We start from the raw sequence: 23,389 nt of genomic DNA, 5'->3' as shown, positions 1-23,389 counted from the left end.
GATGAGCGTTTTGCCCTCATGCTCCTTACATTCGGCGCGGACGCCGGGCGGAGCGTGAACTCGCACTTCCCATGGGGGATTTGGGGCTGATCATGGTTCGGGCGTCCGCATACCGGATGTGGCGCGCGGGGCGGGTGGGCGGCCGGTGCACCAGAGGGGACCCGGCGGCGGTGGTGTCGACGGCAGACGTCACGGAGCGTAACGGGGCGCGGGGGCGCGCGGTGCGGAGCGGGGGACGCGTGATCCGCGCGGGGGGCGACGCGGAGCGGGCGCTTACCCGGGAACGTACGGCCGACGGCCCCGCTCCCCGGGCTGGGAACGGGGCCGCCGTGCCACCGTGAGCGCCGCGCGCCGCGGGCGCGGCGCCGGGCTCAGCCGCGGTACGCCGACGCGTCCGCGTCACGCAGCATGCAGGTCAGCCGGGCGCTGCAGACCCGCTTGCCGTCCTCGTCGGAGATGGCGATCTCGTACGTGGCGGACGAGCGGCCCCGGTGCAGGGGCGTGGCGACGCCGGTGACCAGGCCGGAGCGGGCGCCGCGGTGGTGGGTGCAGTTCAGGTCGACGCCGACCGCCACCTTCGTGGGGCCGCCGTGCAGCATCGCGCCGACCGAACCGAGGGTCTCGGCGAGCACCGCGGAGGCGCCGCCGTGCAGCAGCCCGTACGGCTGGGTGTTGCCCTCGACGGGCATGGTGCCGACGATCCGCTCCGGCGCGGCCTCCAGGACCTGCACGCTCATGCGCGTACCGAGATGACCGGCGGAGAACAGCGCGGCGAGGTCCAGGCCGAGCCCGGCCCACTGGTCGATGATCTCCTGCGGAAACGTGGTCGCGCGCTGCTCGCCCATGTCCTGCGGCTCCGTTCGTGTGCCGGTGGCGTCGACCGCGGCGCACCGGAGCGGCGCCGGTCGGACGCCGGTCGTTGAGTCGTGCACGTTCTTATCAGGCTACGCAGCGGTGGCCCGGGCCGGGGCCGCCGCCCGGCCCGGGGCCACCGTCCGTGCCGCCCGGTCACGTCTGCGGCGCCACCGGTTCCAGGCGTACGACCAGCGACTTCGAGGCGGGGGTGTTGCTGGTGTCGGCGGTGTGGTCGAGCGGCACCAGGACGTTGGTCTCCGGGTAGTACGCCGCCGCGCAGCCGCGCGCCGTCGGGTAGTGGACGACGCGGAAGCCGGGCGCGCGCCGCTCCGTACCGTCGGTCCACTCGCTGACCAGGTCGGTGTACGAGCCGTCGGCGACGCCCAGCGCGCGGGCGTCCTCGGGGTTGACCAGGACGACGCGACGGCCGTTCTTGATGCCTCGGTAGCGGTCGTCGAGGCCGTAGATCGTGGTGTTGTACTGGTCGTGCGAACGCAGCGTCTGGAGGAGCAGCCGGCCCTCGGGGAGCTTCGGGTACTCGACGGGCGCGGCCGTGAAGTTGGCCTTGCCGGTGGCCGTGGGGAAGCTGCGGCTGTCGCGCGGGGCGTGCGGGAGGGCGAAGCCGCCGGGGCGGGCCACCTTGGTGTTGAAGTCCTCGAAGCCGGGGATGACGCGGGCGATCCGGTCCCGGACCGTGCCGTAGTCCTTCTCGAAGTCCTCCCAGGGCGTGCGGCTGTCCGGTCCGAGGACACGGCGGGCGAGGCGGGCGACGATGGCGGGCTCGGAGAGCAGGTGCGGGCTCGCGGGCGCCAGGCGGCCGCGGGAGGCGTGCACCATGCCCATGGAGTCCTCGACGGTCACGAACTGCTCGCCGCCCGCCTGGACGTCGCGCTCCGTGCGGCCCAGGGTGGGCAGGATCAGGGCGCGGGCGCCGGTGACCACGTGCGAGCGGTTGAGCTTGGTGGAGACGTGGACGGTCAGCCGGGCGCGGCGGACTGCGGCCTCGGTGACGTCCGTGTCGGGGGTGGCGGAGACGAAGTTGCCGCCCATCGCGAAGAAGACCTTGGCGTCGCCGTCGCGCAGGGCGCGGATGGCCCGTACGACGTCCAGGCCGTGCTCGCGCGGCGGGGTGAAGCCGAACTCCTTCTCCAGGGCGTCCAGGAAGGCGGGGGCGGGGCGTTCGAAGATGCCCATGGTGCGGTCGCCCTGCACGTTGCTGTGGCCGCGTACGGGGCACACGCCGGCGCCGGGGCGGCCGATGTTGCCGCGCAGCAGCAGGAAGTTGACGACTTCCTGGATGGTGGGGACGGAGTGCTTGTGCTGGGTCAGGCCCATGGCCCAGCAGACGATCGTGCGGCGCGACTTCAGGACCATGTCCAGCGCGCGCTCGATCTCCTGGCGGGTCAGGCCGGTGGCGGCGAGCGTCTCTTCCCAGTCGGTGTCCGCGCGCGCTGCCGTGGCGAACGCTTCGAAGCCATGTGTGTGCTCGGCGATGAACTCGGTGTCGACGGCGCCCTCGGTCTCCAGGACGAGGCGGTTGAGCGTACGGAAGAGGGCCTGGTCGCCGCCGAGGCGCACCTGGAGGAAGAGGTCGGTCAGGGCGGTGCCACGCCCGGCGAGGCCGCGCGGGGTCTGCGGGTTCTTGAAGCGTTCCAGGCCCGCCTCGGGCAGCGGGTTGATCGAGATGATCTTCGCGCCGCCGGCCTTGGCCTGCTCCAGCGCGGAGAGCATCCGGGGGTGGTTGGTGCCCGGGTTCTGCCCGGCCACGATGATCAGGTCGGCCTTGTACAAATCCTCCAGCAGGACGCTGCCCTTGCCGATGCCGATGGTCTCCGTGAGCGCGGAGCCGGAGGACTCGTGGCACATGTTGGAGCAGTCGGGCAGGTTGTTCGTGCCGAATTCGCGGGCGAAGAGCTGGTAGAGGAAGGCGGCCTCGTTGCTCGTCCGGCCGGAGGTGTAGAAGACGGCCTCGTCGGGGGAGCCGAGCGCGGCCAGCTCCTCGCCGATGATGTCGAAGGCCCGCTCCCAGGGCACGGGTACGTACCGGTCGGCGCCCTCGGCCAGATACATGGGCTGGGTCAGGCGGCCCTGCTGGCCGAGCCAGTAGCCGCTGCGTCCCGCGAGGTCGGAGACGGGGTGGGCGGCGAAGAAGTCGGGGGTGACGCGGCGCAGCGTGGCCTCCTCGGCCACGGCCTTGGCGCCGTTCTCGCAGAACTCGGCCGCGTGCCGGTGCTCGGGCTCGGGCCAGGCGCAGCCGGGGCAGTCGAAGCCGTCCTTCTGGTTGACGCGGAGCAGGGTCAGGGCCGTGCGGCGCACGCCCATCTGCTGCTGGGACACGCGCAGCGCGTGTCCGATGGCCGGCAGGCCGACGGCGTAGTGCTCGGGCGCCGTGACCTCGGGTGAGTCCTGGATGGGGTCCGACGCGGGCGGCTTGCCTGCCATGGCGCTCTCCCTTGAGCCGAGTGCTGGTGAGGGTACGGCGCCGCTGACACCGCCGGGCGGCCATCGGTGCCGTATACAGAATCCTGTCACGGACGGCTGACAGCGGCGGCGCCGCGGTCGTCGCGGCGGGGATTGTCAGTGGGGCGTGGCAGGATCGGGGATGTGGCAGCAAAGGCAGCGAAGAAGAGCGAAGCGACCGGCACCGAAGCGGTGGGGGGCGGCCGTCCCCGGCTGCTCCTGATGGACGGGCATTCCATGGCGTACCGGGCGTTCTTCGCCCTGCCCGTGGAGAATTTCACCACCGCCACCGGGCAACCGACCAATGCGATCTACGGCTTCGCGTCGATGCTCGCGAACACCCTGCGTGACGAAGCCCCCACGCACTTCGCGGTGGCCTTCGACGTCTCGCGCAAGACCTGGCGCTCCGAGGAGTTCCCCGAGTACAAGGCGAACCGCTCCAAGACCCCCGACGAGTTCCGGGGCCAGGTCGAGCTGATCGGCGAGATGCTGGACGCGATGCACGTCAAGCGCTTCGCCGTGGACGGCTTCGAGGCCGACGACGTCATCGCCACGCTCGCCACCCAGGCCACCGCCCAGGGCTTCGAGGTCTCCATCGTCACCGGCGACCGCGACTCCTTCCAACTGGTCAGCGACGACGTCACGGTGCTGTACCCGACCAAGGGCGTCTCCGAGCTGACCCGCTACACCCCGGAGAAGGTCCAGGAGAAGTACGGCCTGACCCCCGCCCAGTACCCGGACTTCGCGGCGCTGCGCGGCGACCCGTCCGACAACCTCCCCGGCATCCCCGGCGTCGGCGAGAAGACCGCCGCGAAGTGGATCAACCAGTTCGGCTCGTTCGCGGAGCTGGTGGAGCGCGCCGAGGAGGTCAAGGGCAAGGCCGGGCAGAATTTCCGCGACCACCTGGAGGCGGTCAAGCTCAACCGCGTCCTGACCGAGATGGTGCGCGACGTGGAGCTGCCCTGCGGCCCCGCCGAGCTGGTGCGCGCGGCCTACGACCGCAAGGCGCTGACCGTCTTCCTGGAGGCGCTGGAGATCCGCAACCAGGGGCTGCGCGAGCGTCTGCTGGCCGCCGACCCGGGTGCGGCGGAGGCCGAGGACGCCGGGCCCGCGCCCGCCGAGGTGGAGATCGACGGCACGGTCGCCGGCGCCGGTGAGCTGGCCCCGTGGCTGGCCGAGCACGGCGCGAAGCTGCTGGGCGTCTCCACGGTCGACACCTGGACCGTGGGCAGCGGCAGCGTCGCCGAGGTCGCCCTGGCCACCGCCGAGGGGCCGGCCGTCTGGTTCGACCCCACCGAGCTGGACGAGGCCGACGAGCGGGCCTTCGCCGCCTGGAGCGCCGACCCGGCGAGCCACAAGGTCATGCACAACGTCAAGGGCCTGATGCGGGTCTTCGGCGAGCACGGCTGGCGCATCGACGGGGTCACGATGGACACCGCCCTCGCCGCCTACCTGGTCAAGCCGGGTCGCCGCTCGTTCGCCCTGGACGCCCTGTCCATCGAGTACCTGGGCCGCGACCTGGCCCCGGCGGCCGAGGGCGACGGGCAGCTCGCCTTCGGTGCCGACGACCGGGCCCAGGCGGACGCCCTGATGAGCCAGGCCCGTACGGTCCTGGATCTCGGCGCCGCCATGACCACCAAGCTCGACGAGGTCGGTGCGGCCGGTCTGCTGCGCGACCTGGAGCTGCCCACCAGTGTGCTGCTGGCCCGGATGGAGCGGGCCGGCATCGCCGCCGACCGGGGCTGGCTGGAGCGCATCGAGCAGCAGTTCGCCGCCGCCGTCCAGCAGGCCGTGCAGGAGGCACACGCCGCGGCGGGCCACGAGTTCAACCTCGGCTCGCCCAAGCAGCTCCAGGAGGTCCTCTTCGGCGAGCTGGGCCTGCCGAAGACGAAGAAGACCAAGACCGGTTACACCACCGACGCCGACGCCCTGGCCTGGCTCGCCGCGCAGACCGAGAACGAACTCCCGGTGATCATGCTGCGCCACCGGGAGCAGTCCAAGCTGCGCACCACGGTCGAGGGCCTGATCAAGACGATCGCGGCGGACGGCCGTATCCACACCACCTTCAACCAGACCGTCGCCGCCACCGGCCGCCTCTCCTCCACCGAGCCGAACCTCCAGAACATCCCGGTCCGTACGGACGAGGGCCGCGCGATCCGCCGCGGCTTCGTGGTCGGCGAGGGGTACGAGTCCCTGCTGACCGCCGATTACAGCCAGATCGAGCTGCGCGTGATGGCCCACCTCTCCGAGGACGAGGGCCTGATCGAGGCGTTCACCTCCGGCGAGGACCTGCACACCACCGTCGCCTCGCAGGTCTTCTCGGTCGCCAAGTCCGAGGTCGACCCGGAGATGCGCCGCAAGATCAAGGCGATGTCCTACGGCCTGGCGTACGGTCTGTCGGCGTTCGGCCTCTCCCAGCAGCTCGGCATCCAGCCCGACGAGGCCCGCCGCCTGATGGACAATTTCTTCGAGCGGTTCGGCGGGGTGCGCGACTACCTCCAGGACGTCGTCGACAAGGCCCGCGCCACCGGTTACACCGAGACGATCATGGGTCGACGCCGCTATCTCCCCGATCTGAACAGCGACAACCGCCAGCGCCGCGAGATGGCCGAGCGGATGGCGCTGAACGCCCCCATCCAGGGCACCGCCGCCGACATCGTCAAGGTGGCGATGCTGCGGGTCGACGAGGCGATGCGGGCGGCCGGCCTCACCTCCCGGATGCTGCTCCAGGTGCACGACGAAATCGTGGTGGAGGTCGCGCCCGGCGAGCGCAAGCAGGTCGAGGAGCTGGTGCGGCGGGAGATGGCGGGCGCCGTGGAGCTGCGTGCTCCGCTGGACGTGTCGGTCGGCTCCGGCGGCGACTGGGAGTCGGCGGCACACTGAGCCGGGCGTGTACGGCCGGGCGGCGCCGCGTACGGATGCGTACGCGGCGCCCCACGGCCGCCCGGCCGTGCGCCCCACGGCCGCCTGGCCATGTGGAGGTCCGGCTACGGCTTCACGGCCACCCGGTCGCGCGGAGGACCGGCTACGGCCGTGCGCCGGTGTGCTCGTATGCGGCCGCGCGGTCGTCCGCAGCCGCGGAGGTGCGGCGGTGCAGGAGCCGTACCGCCACCGCGTACAGCAGCAGCCCGAGCGCCAGGCCCGCGCCCGCCCCGAAGAGCACGGTCGGTACGTAGTCGAACCACGTCACCGCCAGGTCCCCGAATGCGGCGCGGGCCCGCAGCGTACGGTGCGCGGCGCCGCCGAGCGGGCACAGCGCGAGCAGCGCCCCGCCGAGCAGCCGCCGCCCACCGCTCAGCACCGGCAGCCCCGCCGGAACCGGAGCGTCCGGTGCCCGCAGCAGCGCCGTCCACAGGAACCAGCCCAGCACCCCCAGGGCCAGCGCCGAGGTGCCGTACTGCACGTACATGCAGAGCGGCCGGCCGCCGGCGACCTCGTTGAGGACGGGGAACAGCCGCGTCCCCCAGCGGCCCGGATGCGTGAACGCGTCCCAGACGATGTGGGTCAGCGCGCCCAGCACCGCCGAGACGTAGAACCACGCGACGAGCGCCGCGAGCGGTCCGCCGCCCCTGGGCCAGGGGCGGCCGCGCAGCACCGCGTACACCCTGCCGCGCCGGGCCGCCGGCAGCAGCGCCACCAGCGGTTCGCGCAGCAGCAGCCAGCCGCCGACGAGCAGGGCGGTGATCAGCGCGTCCACCGTGAGCACGCCCGGCACCCCGTGCGTGAAGTCGCCGAAGAGCATCGCGCCGGGCAGCACGCTGTCCGCGTAGTACGTCACGTCCGGCGCGAACGATCCGGCGACGAGAGCCGAGGCGGCCAGCGGCCCACGTGCCGTCCCGGTCCGGCGCAGGGCCGGGAGTACCGCGGCAGCGTGGCTGAGTGTGAACGGCATGACTGACTCCCTGATCGTTTAGGATCAGTATGTCTGGCGTTGGGAGCAGTGGATGCTCGCCGGAAGTTGTCGTAGTGTCACGTGAGTTGGGAGCGCCGGGGAGCGCTGCACGGCGCCGTGCGCGCGGTGGATCAACGCGGAGGGGACGGGCACAGATGGCAGCCACATTCGGGCGGCGGCTCCGCAAAGGAGCGGCCTCGACGGCGGTGGCAGCGCTCGCGCTGGCCGCCCTGACCGCGTCCCAGGCGCCGGGAGCGGCCGAGAGCCGCACCGCGAACAGCGCCGAGGACCCCGCACCCGCGGGCGACACCCCCATCGACGGCGGCTCGCCCTACTACACCGACCTGCCGCCCCTGAACAGCCCGGTCAAACCCGGCGGTTCGCCCGGCACCGGCGGCCCGGCCGCCTCCGGCCCGGCCGAGGCGGGCATCCCCGCCACCGTCCTGGACGCGTACAAGAAGGCCGAGGCGCGCGTCGCCCAGTCGGACCCCGGCTGCCGGCTGCCCTGGCAACTGCTCGCCGCCATCGGCAAGGTGGAATCCGGCCACGCCCGCGGCGGCGCCGTGGACGCCGAGGGCACCACCGTGCAGCGCATCACCGGCCCGCAGCTCAACGGCGACGGCTTCGCGCGGATCACCGACACCGACCACGGCGCCTTCGACGGCGACACCACGCACGACCGCGCGGTGGGCCCGATGCAGTTCATCCCCTCGACCTGGGCCACGGGCGGCCCCGACGGCACCGGCTGGGGCGCCGACGGCAACGGCGACGGCAAGAAGGACCCCAACAACATCTACGACGCCGCCCTCGGCGCCGGCCGCTACCTCTGCGCCAACAACCGCGACCTGTCCGTCCAGCGCGACCTGGACAGGGCGGTCCTCGGCTACAACCCGTCGCAGAAGTACCTGAACACGGTCCTGTCCTGGCTCGCGTTCTACCGCAAGGGCACCCACGAGGTTCCGGACGGCAAGGGCCTGCTGCCGGTGCACCGCGGTGGCGCGGGCAGCGGCAGGGACGTCTCCGCGGGCGCCGGGCCCAAGCCGGGCCGTACGACCGCGCCCGGCCCCCGGCCCGGCACCGGCCAGGGCGACGGCGGCAGGACCACCACGCCCGGCAAGCCCGCCGGCGGCAAGCCGGGCGGCGGCAGCAAGCCGACGACCCCGCCCGCCGACCCCGGCACCTCCAAGCCCGCCGACCCGCCGACCACGCCCCCGACCACACCGCCCACCAAGCCGCCGACGAAGCCCGCGCCGGTCACCGCCCTGGAGCGGGTCGGCACGAAGGACCTCACGGCCGCCGAGGGCGAGGACTTCGCCGAGCCGGTGCGCGTACGGGCGAAGAACGCCGACGGCAAGCCGGTCGCGGGCGTACCCGTCGAGTTCCGCATCATCGGTGAGACCGGTGCCCGGTTCGCGGGCAAGACCGACCACGTCACCGTCCGGACCGGCGCCGACGGCATCGCCACCGCGCCGAGGCTCGGCGCGGGCGACCGGGCCGGCAGCTTCACCGTCCGGGCGACCGCGGTGGGCCGCCGGATCCCCGCGGCCGACGTCCGCGCCACCGTCGAGGCCAAGCCTGCGCCCGAGCCCCGGGCCGACGCGCTGGCCCGCACCTCCGAGGCCGAGCTGACGGCCGAGGCCGGCACCTCCTTCGCCGCGGGCGCCGTCGAGGTCAAGGCCACCTATCAGGGGAAGATCGCGGCGGGTGTCGCGGTGACCGCGACGATGGTCACCGACGACCCGAAGCAGCCCGTGGAGAACGACAAGGGCCCGTACTTCGCGGGTGCGGGTGCGGGTGCGGACGAGGGTAAGGGCGCCGGCACCGGCCCGGTTGCCGACAAGGACAAGGACAAGGGCACCGGCGCAGGTGTGGGCGCGGGTTCGGATGAGGGCGGGAGCAGGGGCAAGGGCGCGGACAAGCCGGTCCGCAGCCTCACCTTCAAGACCGGCGCGGACGGCCTGCTCAAGCTGCCGGAGATCCGCACCGACCAGCACGCGGGCACGTTCCTGCTGCGCCTGACCACCGCCGACGGCGCGGTGCTGACCGTGAAGCTGACCGTCACGGCGTAACCGCCGCGCTGCGAAGCCACCGCCGTCCCGCTCCCGCCGAGCCGGACGGCGGTGGCCGTCGTGGTCTCGGGAGGCGGCCGTGGCGCGACGTGTTCTCATCCGCGCCGCCCGTTGCTACGGTGCCCCCGCACCTGACGCCCTATCAGCTCACCGGAGTTCGCGACCCGGCACGCGCCCGGCCCAGGGCGCCCCGTACCGCGGCTCCCCGGGAGGCCGACCATGCGCGCACTGATCGCCGCCGCGACCGGACTGGCCGCCGCCTTCGCCCTGGTCCTCGCCCTGACGGCGATCGGCGCGCCCAGCGGCGAGACCTCACCCGAACCGCTGCGCACCACGGTCCCCCCACACCCCTGAGAGGGAGGGCGCCACCGCCATGCGACGCAAAGCCAGCCTGGTCCTGCTCGCCTTCGCCGTCTTCTTCGCCGCGCTGTCCCCGCTGCTGCGCTGGTACGCCTTTCCGCGGCTCGCCAAGATCCCGCCGAACCAGTACCAGGACATGGTCCTGGAGGCGAAGCCCGCCATCCTCCTCGACTACGGCACGATGAAGGCCCGCCAGGTCCCCAAGGTCTCGATCGTGCAGACGCTCAAGGGCAACGTCGAGGAGTCCGAGCGCATCGAGCGGACCGCCGGCCGTGACGTCGTGGTCTGGGACGCGCTCTCCTACGTCGTGGGCCCCGACGGAAAGATGGTCTCCCGAATTCCCGAGCGCTACATCTTCGACGCCCACACCCAGGACCCCGTGCACGCCACCGGCGAGATGGTGGACGGGGACCCCGTACGGCGCACCGGCATCGAGTTCAAGTGGCCCTTCCTCACGGAGCCGCGCGACTACGACTACTTCGACGCGCAGACCCGCACCTCCGCCCCCATCCACTACAAGGGCACCCGCACCTTCCGCGGCCTGGACGTCTACTACTTCGAGCAGACCATCCCCTGGACCAAGGTCCCGCTCCCGAAGAAGCTGCCGGTCCAGGGCATCACCCCGCAGGCCGTCGAGAAGGCCGGCACCAGCCGCTGGTACAGCACCAAGCGGATGTTCTGGGTGGATCCGGTCACCGGCGCCCCCGTCAACGGGGAGGAGCTCCACCGGGAGGAGCTGCGCGGCGGCAGTCTCGTCCCCGGCGGCGGCAAGGTCACCGCCTTCTCCGGACACGTCAAGATGCGGCCGGACTACGTGACCGCCACGGTCGACCTCGTGACCACCCAGCGCCGGCTCGTCCTGCTCCTCACCAGCCACCTGCCCTGGGGCTTCCTCGCCCTCGGCGCCGTACTCCTCACCCTGAGCCTCGTCCTGGAGGCCCGCGGCCGCCGCCCGGGCCCCGGCGGCACTCCGGAGGCACGGGAGCCGGAGCCGGCGCCCGTCAGTCCCGCTTGAGGCGGGCCGTCGTGTGCCGGGTCGGCCGGGCGCCGGACGGGTCCTCCGGCCAGGGATGCTTCGGGTACCGGCCGCGCAACTCGGCCCGTACGGACCGGTAACCGTCCTTCCAGAAGGACGCCAGATCGGCCGTGACGGCGGCCGGCCGCCCGGCGGGGGACAGCAGATGGACGAGTACGGGCACCCGGCCGCCCGCCACCCGGGGGGATTCCTGCCAGCCGAACAGCTCCTGGAGCTTGACGGCCAGCACGGGCTGCTCACCGCCGTAGTCCACCCGGATCCGCGACCCGCTCGGCACCTCGATGCGCTCCGGTGCCAGCTCGTCGAACCGGACCGCCGCCCCGCTCGCCCACGGCAGCAGCCGGGCCAGCGCCTGCCCCGCATCGATCCGCTCCAGGTCGGCCCGCCGCCGCGCCCGGCCCAGCTCCACGCCCAGCCATGTGTCGAACCGCGCCGACAGCGCCGCGTCCGACACGTCGGGCCAGTCGCCGCCCACCACCCGGTGCAGGAAGGCCATCCGCTGCCGCACCGACCGGGCGCCGTCCGTCCACCGCAGCAGCCCGAGCCCGTCCGCGCGCAGCCCGTCCTCCAGCGCCCGCCGTACGAGGGCGGGGTCGGGGGAGCGGAGCGGGCGGGCCACCAGTTCGACGGCGCCGAGCCGTTCGACGGAACGGGCCACCACGTCCCCGTCGGCCCAGCGGACCTCCTCGCCCGCCGAGTACAGCGCCCCGGCCGCCGCCCGCGCGGTGTCCTCGTCGATCACGGCCGCCAGCCGCACCCGCGCGGACGCCGCCGCCACCGGCCGGTCGGCCACCGCCACCGCAAGCCACGGCGCGCTGCGCAGCCGCGAGCCGTCCGCCAGCTCGGCGCCGGTCCCGGACGCCATCAGGAACGCACCCGCCCCACGGGCCCGCGCCACCCGCTCGGGGAACGCGAGGGCGGCCACCAGCCCGGCGGCCGCGTCGTCGCCGTCGGCACCCGGGACCGGCCCGGCCGCCGGAACCGCGTGCGCACGTGCCTGGGGCCGCTCGTTCGTACGCCGCGCCTTGGGGCCCTCGTCCGTACGCCGTGCCTCGGGCCGTTCCTTCGCACGCCGCGCCGAGGGCCCCTCGTCCGCACGTGTCCCGGCTCCCTCGTTCGTGGGCGCCTCGGGGGGCTCGTCCGTACGCGTCCGCGGCCCCGCGCCCGTACGGGCCTCGGGCCGCTCGCGTGAGCCCGTCACCGCCGCGGCGAGCCGACGGGCCTCCTGGCGCCAGCGGGCGCCGTACGCGTCCTGCCCCCGCCGGGCCGTACGCCACGCGGCGGCCAGATCGTCCCCGTACTCCCGCGGTGGCTCCTCACTCAGCAACGCGACCACCTCGGCGGCACGGCGCTCACCGACCCGGCGCGCGCCGTCCAGCAGGGCGCGCGCCAGGCGCGGATGCAGGCCGAGCCGGGACATCCGTACGCCACGGTCCGTGACCCGGCCGGCCGCGTCCACCGCGCCGATCGCCGTCAGCACCTCGCGCGCGGCGGCCAGCGCACCGGCGGGCGGCGCGTCGAGCAGGGCGAGGCCCGTCGCGTCCGGATCGCCCCAGCAGGCGGCCTGCAACGCGAACGCGGTGAGGTCGGCGACCTTGATCTCCGGCGCCGGGAAGCGCGGCAGCCGCCCGTCCTCACCCTCGGACCAGCAGCGGTAGACCGCCCCCGGCGCCTCACGCCCGGCCCGCCCCGCCCGCTGCCGGGCCGACGCCTGAGAGGCCCGTACGGTCGTCAGCGCGCTCAGCCCCCGCGCGTGGTCGGTACGGGGCTCCCGCGCCAGCCCGCAGTCCACGACCACCCGCACGCCCGGCACCGTCAGGCTCGACTCGGCCACCGAAGTCGCCAGGACGATCCGCCGCCGGCCCGAGCCCCCCGACAGCACCGCGTCCTGGACGGCGGCCGGCGCCCGCCCGTGCACCTGCAACACCTCGGTGCCGTCGGCCGCGACATCGCCCAACTGCCCCGCCACCCGAGCGATCTCGCCGACCCCGGGCAGGAAGCAGAGCACGTCCCCCGACCGCTCGCGCAACGCCCGCCGCACCGTCGCCGCGACATGCCCGAGCAGCGCCGGATCGACCCGCATACCGTGCGCGGGCCGCACCGGCCGCTCCGGCGGCGCCCAGACGACCTCCACGGGATGCGAGACCCCGGCGGCCTCCACCACCGGGGCGGCCCCCTCCTTGTCCGCAGCGTCGTGGCCGCCGCCCAGCAGGCCGGCCCAGCCCGCCGCGTCCGTCGTCGCCGAGGCCGCGATCAGCCGCAGCTCCGGGCGGAGCGTAGCCCGTACGTCGAGGAGGAAGGCGGCGGCGGTGTCGGCGTCCAGATGCCGCTCGTGGCACTCGTCGAGCATCACGACATCGACGCCCGACAGCTCGGGGTCCCGCTGCAACCGCTGCACCAGCACACCGGTGGTCACGACCTCGACGACCGTACGAGGGCCGGCCCTGCGCTCGCCGCGCACGGTGAAGCCGACCCGGTCGCCCACCTGCTCACCCAGCAGCCAGGCCATCCGCCGGGCGGCCGCCCGGGCCGCGATCCGGCGCGGCTCCGCGACGAGCACACGGCGGGGGCGGCCACCCGCAGGACCGTCCGGTCCGGTCAGACCGGCCAGGGTCGGCGGCACCAAGGTCGTCTTGCCGGTGCCCGGCGGCGCGCAGAGCACCGCCGCGCCGTACGCGTCCAGCGCTTGCTCCAGCGCGGGCAGGGCGGTACGTACAGGGAGCTGGGCGAGGGCGTCGTGGCGGATCACGCCACCAGTTTCCCGGACGGGCAGGCACAGGGGGCGGGGCGGGCACACGGTTCAGGGGCCTGTGGGCCGGGGCGGGGATGCGGTTCAACGGGCCTGCGGGTGGGGCGCGGGCCTGCGGGTGGGGCGAGCGCACGGGCCAGGGGCCTGCGGGCCGGATCTGCGGCGCCCGTCGTGCCCGCGCGGTCGGTCGGCAGCCCTCCGCCCCGCACCCGCCCCGTCAGTCCGCGACGCAGCCGCCCCGGTCGCGAACCCGCCCCGTCAGTCCGCTACGCAGACGAAGATTGCCGTACCGGGGATCAGGTTCCCGCGCAGCGGCGACCAGCCGCCCCACTCCTGGACGTTCCACTCCGGCCACTCCGGCTCGACCAGGTCCACCAGCCGGAAGCCCGCGGCGGCCACGTCCCGTACCCGGTCGCCCAGCGTCCGGTGGTGCTCCACGTACACGGCCCGGCCCGTCTCGTCCTGCTCGACATAGGGCGTGCGGTCGAAGTACGACGCGCCGACGCTCAGCCCCTCCGGGCCCGGCTCGTCCGGGAAGGCCCAGCGGATGGGGTGGGTCACCGAGAACACCCAGCGCCCGCCCGGCCGCAGCACCCGCCGTACCTCCCGCATCACGCGGACCGGGGCGGCGACGAAGGGGACCGCCCCGTACGCGGAGCACGCGAGGTCGAAGGAGGCGTCGCGGAAGGGCAGCGCACCGGCGTCCGCCTCGACCAGACCGAGCTGCGCCGACACGCCCGGAGCCGCCCCCGGACCGGCGGGTTCCGCACCCGTGCCGATCCGCAGGGCGTGCTGGAGCTGCCGGTGCGAGAGGTCGAGCGCCACCGGGTGGGCGCCCTGCGCCGCCAGCCAGCGCGAACACTGGGCCGCGCCGGCCCCGATCTCCAGGACGCGCCGCCCCTTCAGTTCCGATGCGGGCCCCAGCAGCCCGGCCTCCGCCTCGTCCAGCCCCTCGGGGCCCCAGACGAACCGGTCGTCCCCCAGGAACGCTCCGTGGTCGTTCTGGTACTCGTCCGCGTTCCGGTCCCACCAGCCGCGGCTGGCCCGGCTGCTCTCCGTGTCCGAGGCGGCACGTCGCGTCGCCTCCGGCTCGTACTCTTGGATCATTGCGCCCGTCGTCGTACTCTTCGCTGAGCTTGTGGCCGCCGGTGGCCGAGGGGCCTCGTCGGCCTCGCGGAACATGGCGTGTGCCGGTTATGGGGCGTTCCGCCCCGGGTGTGCGCCTTCGCGCATTGACCGTGTCCGGCTGCCCCCGTATGCTACAAGTTGCGCTGCGGGCCTGCGCACCTCAGACGGAGCAGGTCGCGCTCGCATCTGTATGTATGTCCCCTCGGTTTTCGGGACGCTGCCGGTGCTTCGGTTGGTTAGAAGTGTCGCGTTCAAGCGTCTCTGACGCTGTCCGGTCTTATGCAGAAGCGATACAGGCTCCCGGCGTAGCAGTACCTACGACTTCAATGTCCGTACCGGAGCCCTTTCCCACATGACGAGCAGCACCGAGACCACCGCCACCACCCCGCAGGTTGCGGTCAACGACATCGGTAACGAGGAAGCCTTCCTCGCCGCGATCGACGAGACGATCAAGTACTTCAACGACGGCGACATCGTCGACGGCGTCATCGTGAAGGTCGACCGGGACGAGGTCCTGCTCGACATCGGTTACAAGACCGAAGGCGTTATCCCGAGCCGCGAGCTCTCGATCAAGCACGACGTCGACCCCAACGAGGTCGTCGCCGTCGGTGACGAGATCGAGGCCCTTGTTCTCCAGAAGGAGGACAAGGAAGGCCGCCTGATCCTCTCGAAGAAGCGCGCCCAGTACGAGCGTGCCTGGGGCACCATCGAGAAGATCAAGGAAGAGGACGGGATCGTCACCGGTACCGTCATCGAGGTCGTCAAGGGTGGTCTCATCCTCGACATCGGCCTCCGTGGCTTCCTGCCGGCCTCCCTGGTCGAGATGCGCCGCGTGCGCGACCTGCAGCCCTACGTGGGCAAGGAGCTCGAGGCCAAGATCATCGAGCTGGACAAGAACCGCAACAACGTGGTCCTGTCCCGCCGTGCCTGGCTGGAGCAGACCCAGAGCGAGGTCCGCCAGACCTTCCTCACCACCCTCCAGAAGGGTCAGGTGCGCTCCGGCGTCGTCTCCTCCATCGTCAACTTCGGTGCCTTCGTGGACCTGGGTGGCGTCGACGGCCTGGTCCACGTCTCCGAGCTGTCCTGGAAGCACATCGACCACCCGTCCGAGGTCGTCGAGGTCGGCCAGGAGGTCACGGTCGAGGTCCTGGACGTCGACATGGACCGCGAGCGCGTGTCCCTGTCGCTCAAGGCGACCCAGGAAGACCCGTGGCAGCAGTTCGCCCGGACCCACCAGATCGGTCAGGTCGTCCCGGGTAAGGTCACCAAGCTCGTTCCGTTCGGTGCGTTCGTGCGCGTCGACGAGGGCATCGAGGGCCTGGTCCACATCTCCGAGCTGGCCGAGCGCCACGTGGAGATCCCGGAGCAGGTCGTCCAGGTCAACGACGAGATCTTCGTCAAGGTCATCGACATCGACCTGGAGCGTCGCCGGATCTCGCTGTCGCTGAAGCAGGCCAACGAGTCCTTCGGTGCCGACCCGACGGCGGTCGAGTTCGACCCGACCCTGTACGGCATGGCCGCGTCCTACGACGACCAGGGCAACTACATCTACCCCGAGGGCTTCGACCCGGAGACCAACGACTGGCTGGAGGGTTACGAGGCCCAGCGCGAGGCCTGGGAGACCCAGTACGCCGAGGCGCAGCAGCGCTTCGAGCAGCACCAGGCCCAGGTCATCAAGTCCCGCGAGGCCGACGAGCAGGCTGCGGCCGAGGGCGCGGCGGCTCCGGCCGCGAGCGGCTCGGGCAACGCCGGCGGCGGCAACGTCTCCGGTGGCTCCTACTCCTCGGAGTCGGCGGACAACTCCGGCGCCCTGGCGTCGGACGAGGCCCTGGCCGCGCTCCGCGAGAAGCTGGCCGGCGGCCAGAGCTGAACGCGTCAGACGGTAGGCGCTAACCGGTATCCCGATACCGGCCGGTAGGACACAGAAGGCCCGCTCCCCTTGGTGGGGGCGGGCCTTCGTCGTGTGTGCAGGCGTTCGTGGCGGGTGTCGGGGGAAGGGGCTTCGCGGTCGTGCTCGCGGTCGTGCTCGCGGCTGTCCTTGGGTGGCGTTCTCGCGCGTTCGCCGGGGGCGCTCCTACCGGAGCGTGGGGCGTCTCTCCGGCCGGGCCTGTGGGGGCTACCTGCCTGGCTGGGGCTGGGGCTGGGGCGTCTGGGGCCCGCCCGGGCGTGGCCGCTCGGGCGCCTGTCCGACCGGGACGCCCGGGGTGGCGATTCCGCGTCCGCCGGTGACCTTGTTGTCGCCCGAGATCGTCACCGGGCACGTGGACGCGTTGTGGTTGGTGATGTGGAAGCCGTAGCGGTTCGGGCCCGACGCTCCGCTCAGGTCGGACCGGTTGCCGCGGAAGATCGTGCCGCAGCCCCAGCCCGGCTGCTGGCTGTGTGTCTCGTAACCGTTGTTACGGGTGTATTTGCCGGTGTTGTTCTCCACCAGCACCTTGTTCCCCTTGATGTCGGCCCATGAGTCGTCGTAGTGGGCGCCGGTCAGCCCGCTGCCGTCGAAGGTGTTGCCGATGATCTTCGCGCCGGTGGTGCCCTCCTTGATGTCGATGTTCTCGCCGCCGACGCCGGGCCCGATGGTGTTGTGCAGGATCTGCACGTTGTCGCTCTTGTCCCCGGTGCCGCCCGCACTGCCCACGTACACTCCCTCGCCCATCCCGCTGCCGTCCCGCCCGGTGTCGTGGATCCGCGAGTTCTTGATGACGCCGTCCTTGCTGGACTTCCGGAAGTGCACACCCTCCATGTCCAGGCCGTGCACGGTGACGGAGTCGAGGACCACGCCGTTCGCCGCGTCCGTCACAATGCCCTTGTGGCCGCCGGTGACGGTAATGCCCCGTACCGTCCAGTACGAGGCGCCGTTCAGGTGCAGCCCGTAACCGCCGCTCGCACGAAGAACGGCCTTGGCGGAGCCGGCGAGAGTGATCCGCTCCGCGGCGCCGGCCGGAGTGGTGGCCTTGAAGTTGCCCCTGTACGTGCCGTCCGCGAGCCGGATGGTGTCGCCGCCCTCGGCCGCCGACAGCGCGCTTTCGAGCTGGGCGGCCGTGGAGACGTCGATGGTGCGGGCAACGGCCGGGGCGGGCCCCGGAGAACTCCCGTACGCCGTCGCGGAGGCCGCGAGCAGAGCGCCGACACCGAGGAGCGCGGCTGCGGGAGCGACGGGAATCGGCGGAGCAGATCGCTTACGCATCGATGTTCCTTCCTGTACGTGAACGGAGAACGTCACCATGAACAGGGAATGGTGGTGAAGGTAGCACTTATCGATGCGAGGTCAACTGGGGGTGAGGGGAGGGGTGTTGGGGTGGGCGTTGGGGGAGAGGCGAGTGCGGTCGCAGGGGAATTGGAGAGAGTGCGCGGCTGATGCTGGGGGTGTGGTGTCCGGGGCTTCGTTTGGGCTCGTCGGGCTCGCCGGAGTCATTGGGTTATTGGGGGCGTAAGGAGCATTGGGATGGGGGCCACTGGGTCGGTTCGGGTGTCGTTGGGGATCGTGCGGGAGCCCGGTCGGGGCCCGAGGGCAGCGGTTCCGGAGTTCACCGATATGAACCTTCGTGCGTCTGTGCGTATCTGCTTCCGTGCGTCCGCGGGTGTGTCTCACCCGGGCACAGGGCGCCGGTCCGCAGTGCACGCGCAGGGGAGCGGGAATGCCGGGGGCACGTACGACGTTCTGGGGGACGGACATCGAGGAGGAGCGGTCACTGTGTTGGATCCCCAGGGTTTGTACGAATGGGAGCCGAGCGGGCTCGCGGCGGTAGAGGCGATCACCGCCCGGGACTCCGCGGGGCTGGTGCTGCTGTACCACTTCGACGGCTACATCGACGCCGGTGAAACCGGCGACCAGATCGTGGAGCGACTGCTGGGCGGCCTCACCCACCGGGTCGTCGCCCGCTTCGACCACGACCGGCTCGTCGACTACCGCGCCCGCAGGCCGCTGCTCACCTTCCAGCGCCACCGCTGGACCGCGTACGAGACCCCGAGCATCGAACTGCGGCTCGTCGAGGACGCCACCGGCGCACCGTTCCTGCTGCTGTCCGGCCCGGAACCGGACGTGGAGTGGGAGCGCTTCGCCGCCGCCGTGCGACAGATGGTGGAGCGGCTCGGCGTACGGCTGGCGGTCAACTTCCACGGCATCCCCATGGGCGTCCCCCACACCCGCCCCGTGGGCATCACGCCGCACGGCAACCGCACCGACCTCATGCCCGGCCACGCCAGCTTCTTCGACGAGGCCCAGGTGCCGGGCAGCGCCGAGTCGCTCATCGAGTTCCGGCTCGCGGAGGCCGGACACGACGTGCTGGGCGTGGCCGCGCACGTACCGCACTACGTGGCCCGATCTCCGTACCCGGACGCGGCGCTGACCGTGCTGGAAGCCGTGACGGCCGCCACCGGGCTGGTGCTGCCGACCGCGGCGCACTCGCTGCGTACGGAGGCACTGCGCACGCAGGAGGAAATCGAGCGGCAGATCTCCGAGGGCGACGAGGAACTGGTCGCGCTGGTCAGCGGCCTTGAGCACCAGTACGACGCGATGGCCGGAGCGGAGAGCCGGGGCAACCTGGTCGCCGAGCCGATGGACCTGCCGTCAGCGGACGAGATCGGCCGGGAACTGGAGCGCTTCCTGGCGGAACGCGAGGGCGAGGGCGGCGCCTGAGGCCTCCGGCCATGGTCATGGGTCACCACCGACCGGTGGCCCATGGCCATGGCCGGAGCAGACCAGGCCGTATAGCGTGGGCCCCATGGTGAAGGTGGGGCTTACGGGCGGTATCGGCGCGGGCAAGAGTGAGGTGTCGCGGCTGCTCGCGTCGTACGGCGCGGTGATCGTGGATGCCGACAAGATCGCACGCGAGGTGGTCGAACCGGGCACGCCCGGACTCGTCGCCGTGACCGCGGAATTCGGCGAGGACGTGCTGACCGCGGACGGCACCCTGGACCGGCCCAAACTGGGTGCGATCGTCTTCAACGACCCGAAGAAACTTCAGGCACTGAACGCGATCGTGCACCCGCTGGTGGGCGCACGATCAGCCGAACTGGAAGCAGCGGCCGGTCCGGACGCGGTGGTCGTGCACGACGTCCCGCTGCTCACCGAGAACGGCCTCGCGCCGCTGTACGACCTGGTCATCGTGGTCGACGCCACGCCATCCACCCAGCTCGACCGACTGGTACGGCTGCGCGGCATGGCCGAGAGCGAGGCGAAGGCCCGCATGGAAGCACAGGCGGCACGCGAGAAGCGCCTCGCGATCGCCGACCTCGTCATCGACAACGACGGCCCGCTGGACGCCCTGGAACCCCAGGTACGCAAGGTATGGCAGCACCTGCGCGAACGGACGAGCTGAGGGAGCCCTTGCGCAGGTGCTTGACACCGGCACGGGGCTCATGGGCTCTTGATACCGGCACGGGGCTCCTGGGCTGTGGTCGGAACCGGGCGAGGATATGGGCCCAACGGGGTCCACATCGTGGCAACGGGGAACTGCGCCGGGCAATGAGGTCCACGTCGTGGCAATGGGGGGGGGCCGCGCCGTGGCGATGGTAGGTCCGCGCCGGGACAACGGGGTCCACGCCGGGACAACGGGGGAGGCCAACACCGGCACCCTCGGACACACTCCCGGGCAGAGTTCCCTGACGCCCTGACGCCCTGACGCCCTGACGCCCTGACGCCCTGACGCCCTGACGCCCCGCACCCACACCCGGCGTCACGCACTCGGCGACGCGCCCTGGGAAACGGGCACTCGGCACCGAGCCGGGACGTGCGAACACTTGACGCCCGGTTGCGGGCCGGCCGACAGGGGAATGCGAGGGGCAACGCGCTTGTTGTGCCGCACGTAACGCCCGCAGAGCGGGTGACGCATGGGCCTGCCCGTACCGAAGCGGCGAGCGACATGCGACTGATGGGCTCGTTGTGCAGGAGACGCGCGACTGAGAGCCCGTGATACGGGAGAGGAGACGGCCGTGGCCGAACGCAGCCCCGAGACGAACGTCATCGACTTCCGGGCCGCCGAGCAGTTGCTGGCGGCTCGAGACCCGCGTGGCGCTGTGCAACTCCTGGACCCGGTCATCGCCGCTCACCCGGAGAACACCGCGGCCCGTCTGCTGCGCGCCCGCGCCTTCTTCCTCGCCGCCCAACTCCGCCCGGCCGAACTCGAATTCCAGATCGTCCTGGAACGCGAGCCGGACAACGCCTTCGCCCACTTCGCCTTGGCCCGCACCCTTCAGCGGGCCAACCGCCCGGAGGAAGCCCAGCGCCACTTCCGTCTGGCCGCGGCTCTCGACCCCCGTCCCGACTTCATCGAAGCCGCCCGCTTCGAACCCCCGACAGGCTCCGAAGAGGTGTGAGAGGCCGCGGCATGAGAGACGCATGAGCGTCGTCTTGATCGCCCTCCCCAGCACGTTTCCTTTCGCCGCGTTCGATCTTCCGCCTTCCGCATCTCGCCGGGTCCGCTTCTAGCGGCCGCCGTCTATTCGCCCGCCGTCACCTCCTTCTCCGTCGTCCTCGTTCCCGCCCGCACCAGGCTGGTCCCGACCTCGTCTGCCTGTGTCGCGTCCACCCGGCCCGGGGCCTGTCCAGCCGAGGTCAGCCGGGCGGTGGCGCGGTGGTCCGGCGTGTTGGTCGTGATCGTGTGAGCCGTGGTCGTGTGAGCCGTGGTCCGGTTCGTACGGTGGTACGTCCTTCCCCGGCTGGTAGTGCGGGCCTTGGTGGATGTGCCGTATCACCATCGCCAGGTCCATCGCGGCGAGTGCGGTCACCACCGCGCACGCTGCCGCCCACCCCGGCCTGCCGGCCAGCACGAACGCCACCGTGCCTGCCGCGGCCCACACCATCCCCCACAGCGCCAGTCCACGGCGCATCCTCAGCGGACTGCGCGCCTGAAGAGGCTCATTACCGGTACGCATCACCACTCACCACGCATCGCTCCTCGCAAGCCGTTCGCCTGTCGTCGACGTTCCTTATCCGTGCTTTCCGCGTTACATGTGCCGTATGTGCCAGGTGAGCAATATGTGCCGCGTCTGCCACGTTTGCCGTATGGGCCACGTGCTCGGCTGACCCTTGTCTCGGCCACCACTGAGCCTGCATCCGGTGCCGAGCGCCGATCGTGCGCAGAGGCCGTCTGTGTCACGTTGCTGCGTCGCGTCTCTCCTCCCAGGGTCCTCCCGATCCGTGGTTCGCGTCATGTCGCCCGTGGTCTCGCCTTCTCATCTGATTGCAGCCTCGCCCGGCACCTGATGTGCGGCGCTTACGGTGAGTCCCCAGGCAGGTCCGGGCGGGGGTCGCCGGCCGGGTGGCTGTTCAGCCAGGTCAGGCCGCCGATGTCGAGACGGGTCCGGGCCCGTGTGACCGCCACGTAGGCCAGGCGTGCCTCCGCGAGATCGATGGGGCCGGGGAGCGGCTCTCCGTCCGCGTCTCGCTCGTCGAGGTCGTCGGGGCCGGTGAAGTCGTCCGCGATCCGGACCGTCGGCCACTCCCGTCCCTTGGACCGGTGGGCCGTCGAGACCGTGACCTCGGCTGCTTCTTCCTCCGACAAGCGGTCCAGCGCTTGCAGCACGGCCTCGGTGCCGTGCTCGTCGACCAGTTCGATCAAGGGCTGGAGGTCTCGCCCGGACGGGTCGCACTCCGCGTACTCCCGCAGTTCCTCCCACGTCTCGAAGAGCATCAGCTCGGGGTGGGACGGGCGGCGACCCGACCTGAGGTCGTGCGCGGACTGCGCCAGCGCGGCCAGCGCCCCGCCGCCACCCGTCAGCGCCACCCGGCGGCCCTTTTCGAGCTGCCGTATGACCTCCACCATCGCTCCGGCGTTGGTCCGGCACAGGACCGCGTCGGGTCTCGGGACCTTTCCCAGCTCCGTGGCCAGCCATGGTGAGCCGTCGAGCCGGATCGGGGCGCCGACGATGGCCAGCCAGCGGTTGGCCTCCACGGCCAGCGCGGGGCCGAAACGGAAGGAACGGGAGAGGGCGAGCTGTCTGCCGTCGAAGGTGCTCATCACGTCGCGCGCACCGCGCCAGCCGTAGATGGCCTGTGCGGAGTCCCCGACCATGACCAACTGGGCGTGCGCGCGCTGCGCGGTGAAGATCTGCTCGACCACGGGGTTGGTGTCCTGGGCCTCGTCCAGGAGGAGGAAGTCCGCCGTGATCTTCGGCTCGCTCAGAGCCCACATCTTCAGGTAGTGATCGTGCTCGAAGCGCACGCTGCCCCGCTCGGGGTGCTGGAGGTCCGCCCAGGCCTTGCGGGCGAACGGCAGGACGATCTCCGTCAACTGCTCGTGCAGCACGTCCGCCTCGGCTCCGCGCAGCCGTGGCACATGCTGGTCCGTGAGATCCGGATCGGCGGACCGGCAGAACCGGGTCACGGTGCGCAGGGCCGAGTACGACAGTGCCCTGTTGCCGATCCGGCGGGCACCGATGCGTACGGCCATGTCGGTGTCGATGCCCAGGGCGGCGCCGATGCGCCAGCCCGCCTGGCGTGGCGCGTTCAGCCGGGCCTGGTAGTTCTTGCCGACGGACGCGTACGCGAGCGCGTGGGCCGTACTGCAGGTGACGTGGCGGGGGAAGCGGTGGGAGGCGTCGTGCGCGATGGCCTTGTTGAAAGCGATGTAGCGGCCCTGTCCGCACGGTGGGTGACCGCGCGGCGGTGGGCGGTGGGCGAGCATCGCGAGCGTCGTGGTCTTGCCCGTGCCGGCGCCGGCCTGGATCACGAGATGGTCGCCTGTGCGGAAGGCGTCCGCGGCGGTGGTCTGCTCGGCTGTCGGTCGGGTCACGGTGAGGGTCGGACGGTGCATGGCTGCTCCTCGCGCCGTGGCTTTTTCGTCACTGTGCGTGACGACGGAATCGACGGTAGCCGATCGCGAGCCGGCCGTGGGATTTCT

Annotated in this window: 16 protein-coding genes; 8 read left to right on the top strand and 8 right to left on the bottom strand. The window is 72.2% G+C overall.

What is annotated here, in order from left to right:
- Positions 1-371: 371 nt before the first annotated feature.
- Both ACH4EB_RS00445 and ACH4EB_RS00440 read right to left on the bottom strand, forming a co-directional pair.
- On the bottom strand, positions 372-845 hold the full coding sequence (locus ACH4EB_RS00445; protein WP_398345017.1) for a PaaI family thioesterase: 474 nt from the start codon (positions 843-845) through the stop codon (positions 372-374).
- A gap of 163 nt (positions 846-1,008) precedes the next feature.
- The gene (locus ACH4EB_RS00440) at positions 1,009-3,297 is read right to left on the bottom strand and encodes an FdhF/YdeP family oxidoreductase (RefSeq protein ID WP_398345016.1); all 2,289 of its coding nucleotides are present in this window, start codon (positions 3,295-3,297) and stop codon (positions 1,009-1,011) included.
- A 162-nt stretch (positions 3,298-3,459) separates the two neighbouring features.
- On the opposite strand from ACH4EB_RS00440, the gene polA reads away from it, so the two are divergent.
- A complete protein-coding gene (gene polA, locus ACH4EB_RS00435) occupies positions 3,460-6,198 on the top strand; it encodes a DNA polymerase I (RefSeq protein WP_398345015.1) in 2,739 nt (912 codons plus the stop codon).
- A gap of 142 nt (positions 6,199-6,340) precedes the next feature.
- Here polA and ACH4EB_RS00430 read toward each other — a convergent pair whose 3' ends face one another.
- Positions 6,341-7,207 (bottom strand): DUF4184 family protein, encoded by an 867-nt coding sequence (locus ACH4EB_RS00430; RefSeq protein ID WP_398345014.1) that lies wholly within the window; start codon positions 7,205-7,207, stop codon positions 6,341-6,343.
- A 155-nt stretch (positions 7,208-7,362) separates the two neighbouring features.
- On the opposite strand from ACH4EB_RS00430, the gene ACH4EB_RS00425 reads away from it, so the two are divergent.
- The 3 genes from ACH4EB_RS00425 to ACH4EB_RS00415 all read left to right on the top strand — a co-directional run bounded on the left by ACH4EB_RS00425 (position 7,363) and on the right by ACH4EB_RS00415 (position 10,651).
- Positions 7,363-9,276: a lytic transglycosylase gene (locus ACH4EB_RS00425; protein WP_398345013.1), complete on the top strand. Its 1,914-nt coding sequence runs from the start codon at positions 7,363-7,365 to the stop codon at positions 9,274-9,276.
- 219 nt (positions 9,277-9,495) lie between these two features.
- A complete protein-coding gene (locus ACH4EB_RS00420; protein WP_398345012.1) occupies positions 9,496-9,630 on the top strand; it encodes an SPW_0924 family protein in 135 nt (44 codons plus the stop codon).
- A gap of 19 nt (positions 9,631-9,649) precedes the next feature.
- A complete protein-coding gene (locus ACH4EB_RS00415) occupies positions 9,650-10,651 on the top strand; it encodes a DUF3068 domain-containing protein (RefSeq protein ID WP_398345011.1) in 1,002 nt (333 codons plus the stop codon).
- On the opposite strand, the gene ACH4EB_RS00410 is transcribed toward ACH4EB_RS00415, so the two are convergent.
- Both ACH4EB_RS00410 and ACH4EB_RS00405 read right to left on the bottom strand, forming a co-directional pair.
- On the bottom strand, positions 10,638-13,421 hold the full coding sequence (locus tag ACH4EB_RS00410; protein WP_398345010.1) for an ATP-dependent RNA helicase: 2,784 nt from the start codon (positions 13,419-13,421) through the stop codon (positions 10,638-10,640). The two genes, ACH4EB_RS00415 and ACH4EB_RS00410, sit on opposite strands and share 14 nt — an antisense overlap.
- A 258-nt stretch (positions 13,422-13,679) precedes the next feature.
- A complete protein-coding gene (locus ACH4EB_RS00405) occupies positions 13,680-14,528 on the bottom strand; it encodes a class I SAM-dependent methyltransferase (protein WP_398345009.1) in 849 nt (282 codons plus the stop codon).
- Positions 14,529-14,901: 373 nt separating this feature from the next.
- On the opposite strand from ACH4EB_RS00405, the gene rpsA reads away from it, so the two are divergent.
- Positions 14,902-16,419, top strand: a complete 1,518-nt coding sequence (gene rpsA, locus ACH4EB_RS00400; RefSeq protein ID WP_398345008.1) for a 30S ribosomal protein S1 — start codon at positions 14,902-14,904, stop codon at positions 16,417-16,419.
- A gap of 246 nt (positions 16,420-16,665) precedes the next feature.
- Here rpsA and ACH4EB_RS00395 read toward each other — a convergent pair whose 3' ends face one another.
- Entirely contained in the window at positions 16,666-17,733 is a 1,068-nt protein-coding gene (locus tag ACH4EB_RS00395; protein ID WP_398345007.1) for a nitrous oxide reductase family maturation protein NosD, read from the bottom strand.
- 507 nt (positions 17,734-18,240) lie between these two features.
- Between ACH4EB_RS00395 and ACH4EB_RS00390 the strand changes: the two genes are divergently transcribed.
- The 3 genes from ACH4EB_RS00390 to ACH4EB_RS00380 all read left to right on the top strand — a co-directional run bounded on the left by ACH4EB_RS00390 (position 18,241) and on the right by ACH4EB_RS00380 (position 20,864).
- A complete protein-coding gene (locus ACH4EB_RS00390) occupies positions 18,241-19,185 on the top strand; it encodes a proteasome assembly chaperone family protein (protein ID WP_398345006.1) in 945 nt (314 codons plus the stop codon).
- A gap of 85 nt (positions 19,186-19,270) precedes the next feature.
- The gene (gene coaE / locus ACH4EB_RS00385; protein WP_398345005.1) at positions 19,271-19,867 is read left to right on the top strand and encodes a dephospho-CoA kinase; all 597 of its coding nucleotides are present in this window, start codon (positions 19,271-19,273) and stop codon (positions 19,865-19,867) included.
- A 613-nt stretch (positions 19,868-20,480) separates the two neighbouring features.
- Positions 20,481-20,864, top strand: coding sequence for a tetratricopeptide repeat protein (locus tag ACH4EB_RS00380; RefSeq protein ID WP_398345004.1), 384 nt, complete (start codon positions 20,481-20,483; stop codon positions 20,862-20,864).
- A 108-nt stretch (positions 20,865-20,972) separates the two neighbouring features.
- On the opposite strand, the gene ACH4EB_RS00375 is transcribed toward ACH4EB_RS00380, so the two are convergent.
- A complete protein-coding gene (locus ACH4EB_RS00375; RefSeq protein WP_398345003.1) occupies positions 20,973-21,377 on the bottom strand; it encodes a DUF6343 family protein in 405 nt (134 codons plus the stop codon).
- A gap of 386 nt (positions 21,378-21,763) precedes the next feature.
- Positions 21,764-23,302 carry a UvrD-helicase domain-containing protein gene (locus ACH4EB_RS00370; RefSeq protein ID WP_398345002.1) on the bottom strand — a complete coding sequence of 513 codons (1,539 nt, stop codon included), beginning with the start codon at positions 23,300-23,302 and terminating at the stop codon, positions 21,764-21,766.
- Positions 23,303-23,389 lie beyond the last annotated feature (87 nt).

This window comes from Streptomyces sp. NPDC018045 (assembly GCF_044327445.1).
GTDB lineage: Bacteria > Actinomycetota > Actinomycetes > Streptomycetales > Streptomycetaceae > Streptomyces.
This window is presented reverse-complemented; position numbering and strand designations above follow the sequence as displayed.

What these genes read in the sequence shown, in the direction of transcription:
- ACH4EB_RS00420 (WP_398345012.1), top strand. Translation starts at nt 9,496, where the DNA reads ATGCGCGCACTGATCGCCGCCGCGACCGGACTGGCCGCCGCCTTCGCC.
- ACH4EB_RS00370 (WP_398345002.1), bottom strand. Translation starts at nt 23,302, where the DNA reads ATGCACCGTCCGACCCTCACCGTGACCCGACCGACAGCCGAGCAGACC.
- ACH4EB_RS00405 (WP_398345009.1), bottom strand. Translation starts at nt 14,528, where the DNA reads ATGATCCAAGAGTACGAGCCGGAGGCGACGCGACGTGCCGCCTCGGAC.
- ACH4EB_RS00395 (WP_398345007.1), bottom strand. Translation starts at nt 17,733, where the DNA reads ATGCGTAAGCGATCTGCTCCGCCGATTCCCGTCGCTCCCGCAGCCGCG.
- coaE (WP_398345005.1), top strand. Translation starts at nt 19,271, where the DNA reads ATGGTGAAGGTGGGGCTTACGGGCGGTATCGGCGCGGGCAAGAGTGAG.
- ACH4EB_RS00440 (WP_398345016.1), bottom strand. Translation starts at nt 3,297, where the DNA reads ATGGCAGGCAAGCCGCCCGCGTCGGACCCCATCCAGGACTCACCCGAG.
- ACH4EB_RS00430 (WP_398345014.1), bottom strand. Translation starts at nt 7,207, where the DNA reads ATGCCGTTCACACTCAGCCACGCTGCCGCGGTACTCCCGGCCCTGCGC.
- ACH4EB_RS00425 (WP_398345013.1), top strand. Translation starts at nt 7,363, where the DNA reads ATGGCAGCCACATTCGGGCGGCGGCTCCGCAAAGGAGCGGCCTCGACG.
- ACH4EB_RS00415 (WP_398345011.1), top strand. Translation starts at nt 9,650, where the DNA reads ATGCGACGCAAAGCCAGCCTGGTCCTGCTCGCCTTCGCCGTCTTCTTC.
- ACH4EB_RS00375 (WP_398345003.1), bottom strand. Translation starts at nt 21,377, where the DNA reads ATGCGCCGTGGACTGGCGCTGTGGGGGATGGTGTGGGCCGCGGCAGGC.
- rpsA (WP_398345008.1), top strand. Translation starts at nt 14,902, where the DNA reads ATGACGAGCAGCACCGAGACCACCGCCACCACCCCGCAGGTTGCGGTC.
- ACH4EB_RS00445 (WP_398345017.1), bottom strand. Translation starts at nt 845, where the DNA reads ATGGGCGAGCAGCGCGCGACCACGTTTCCGCAGGAGATCATCGACCAG.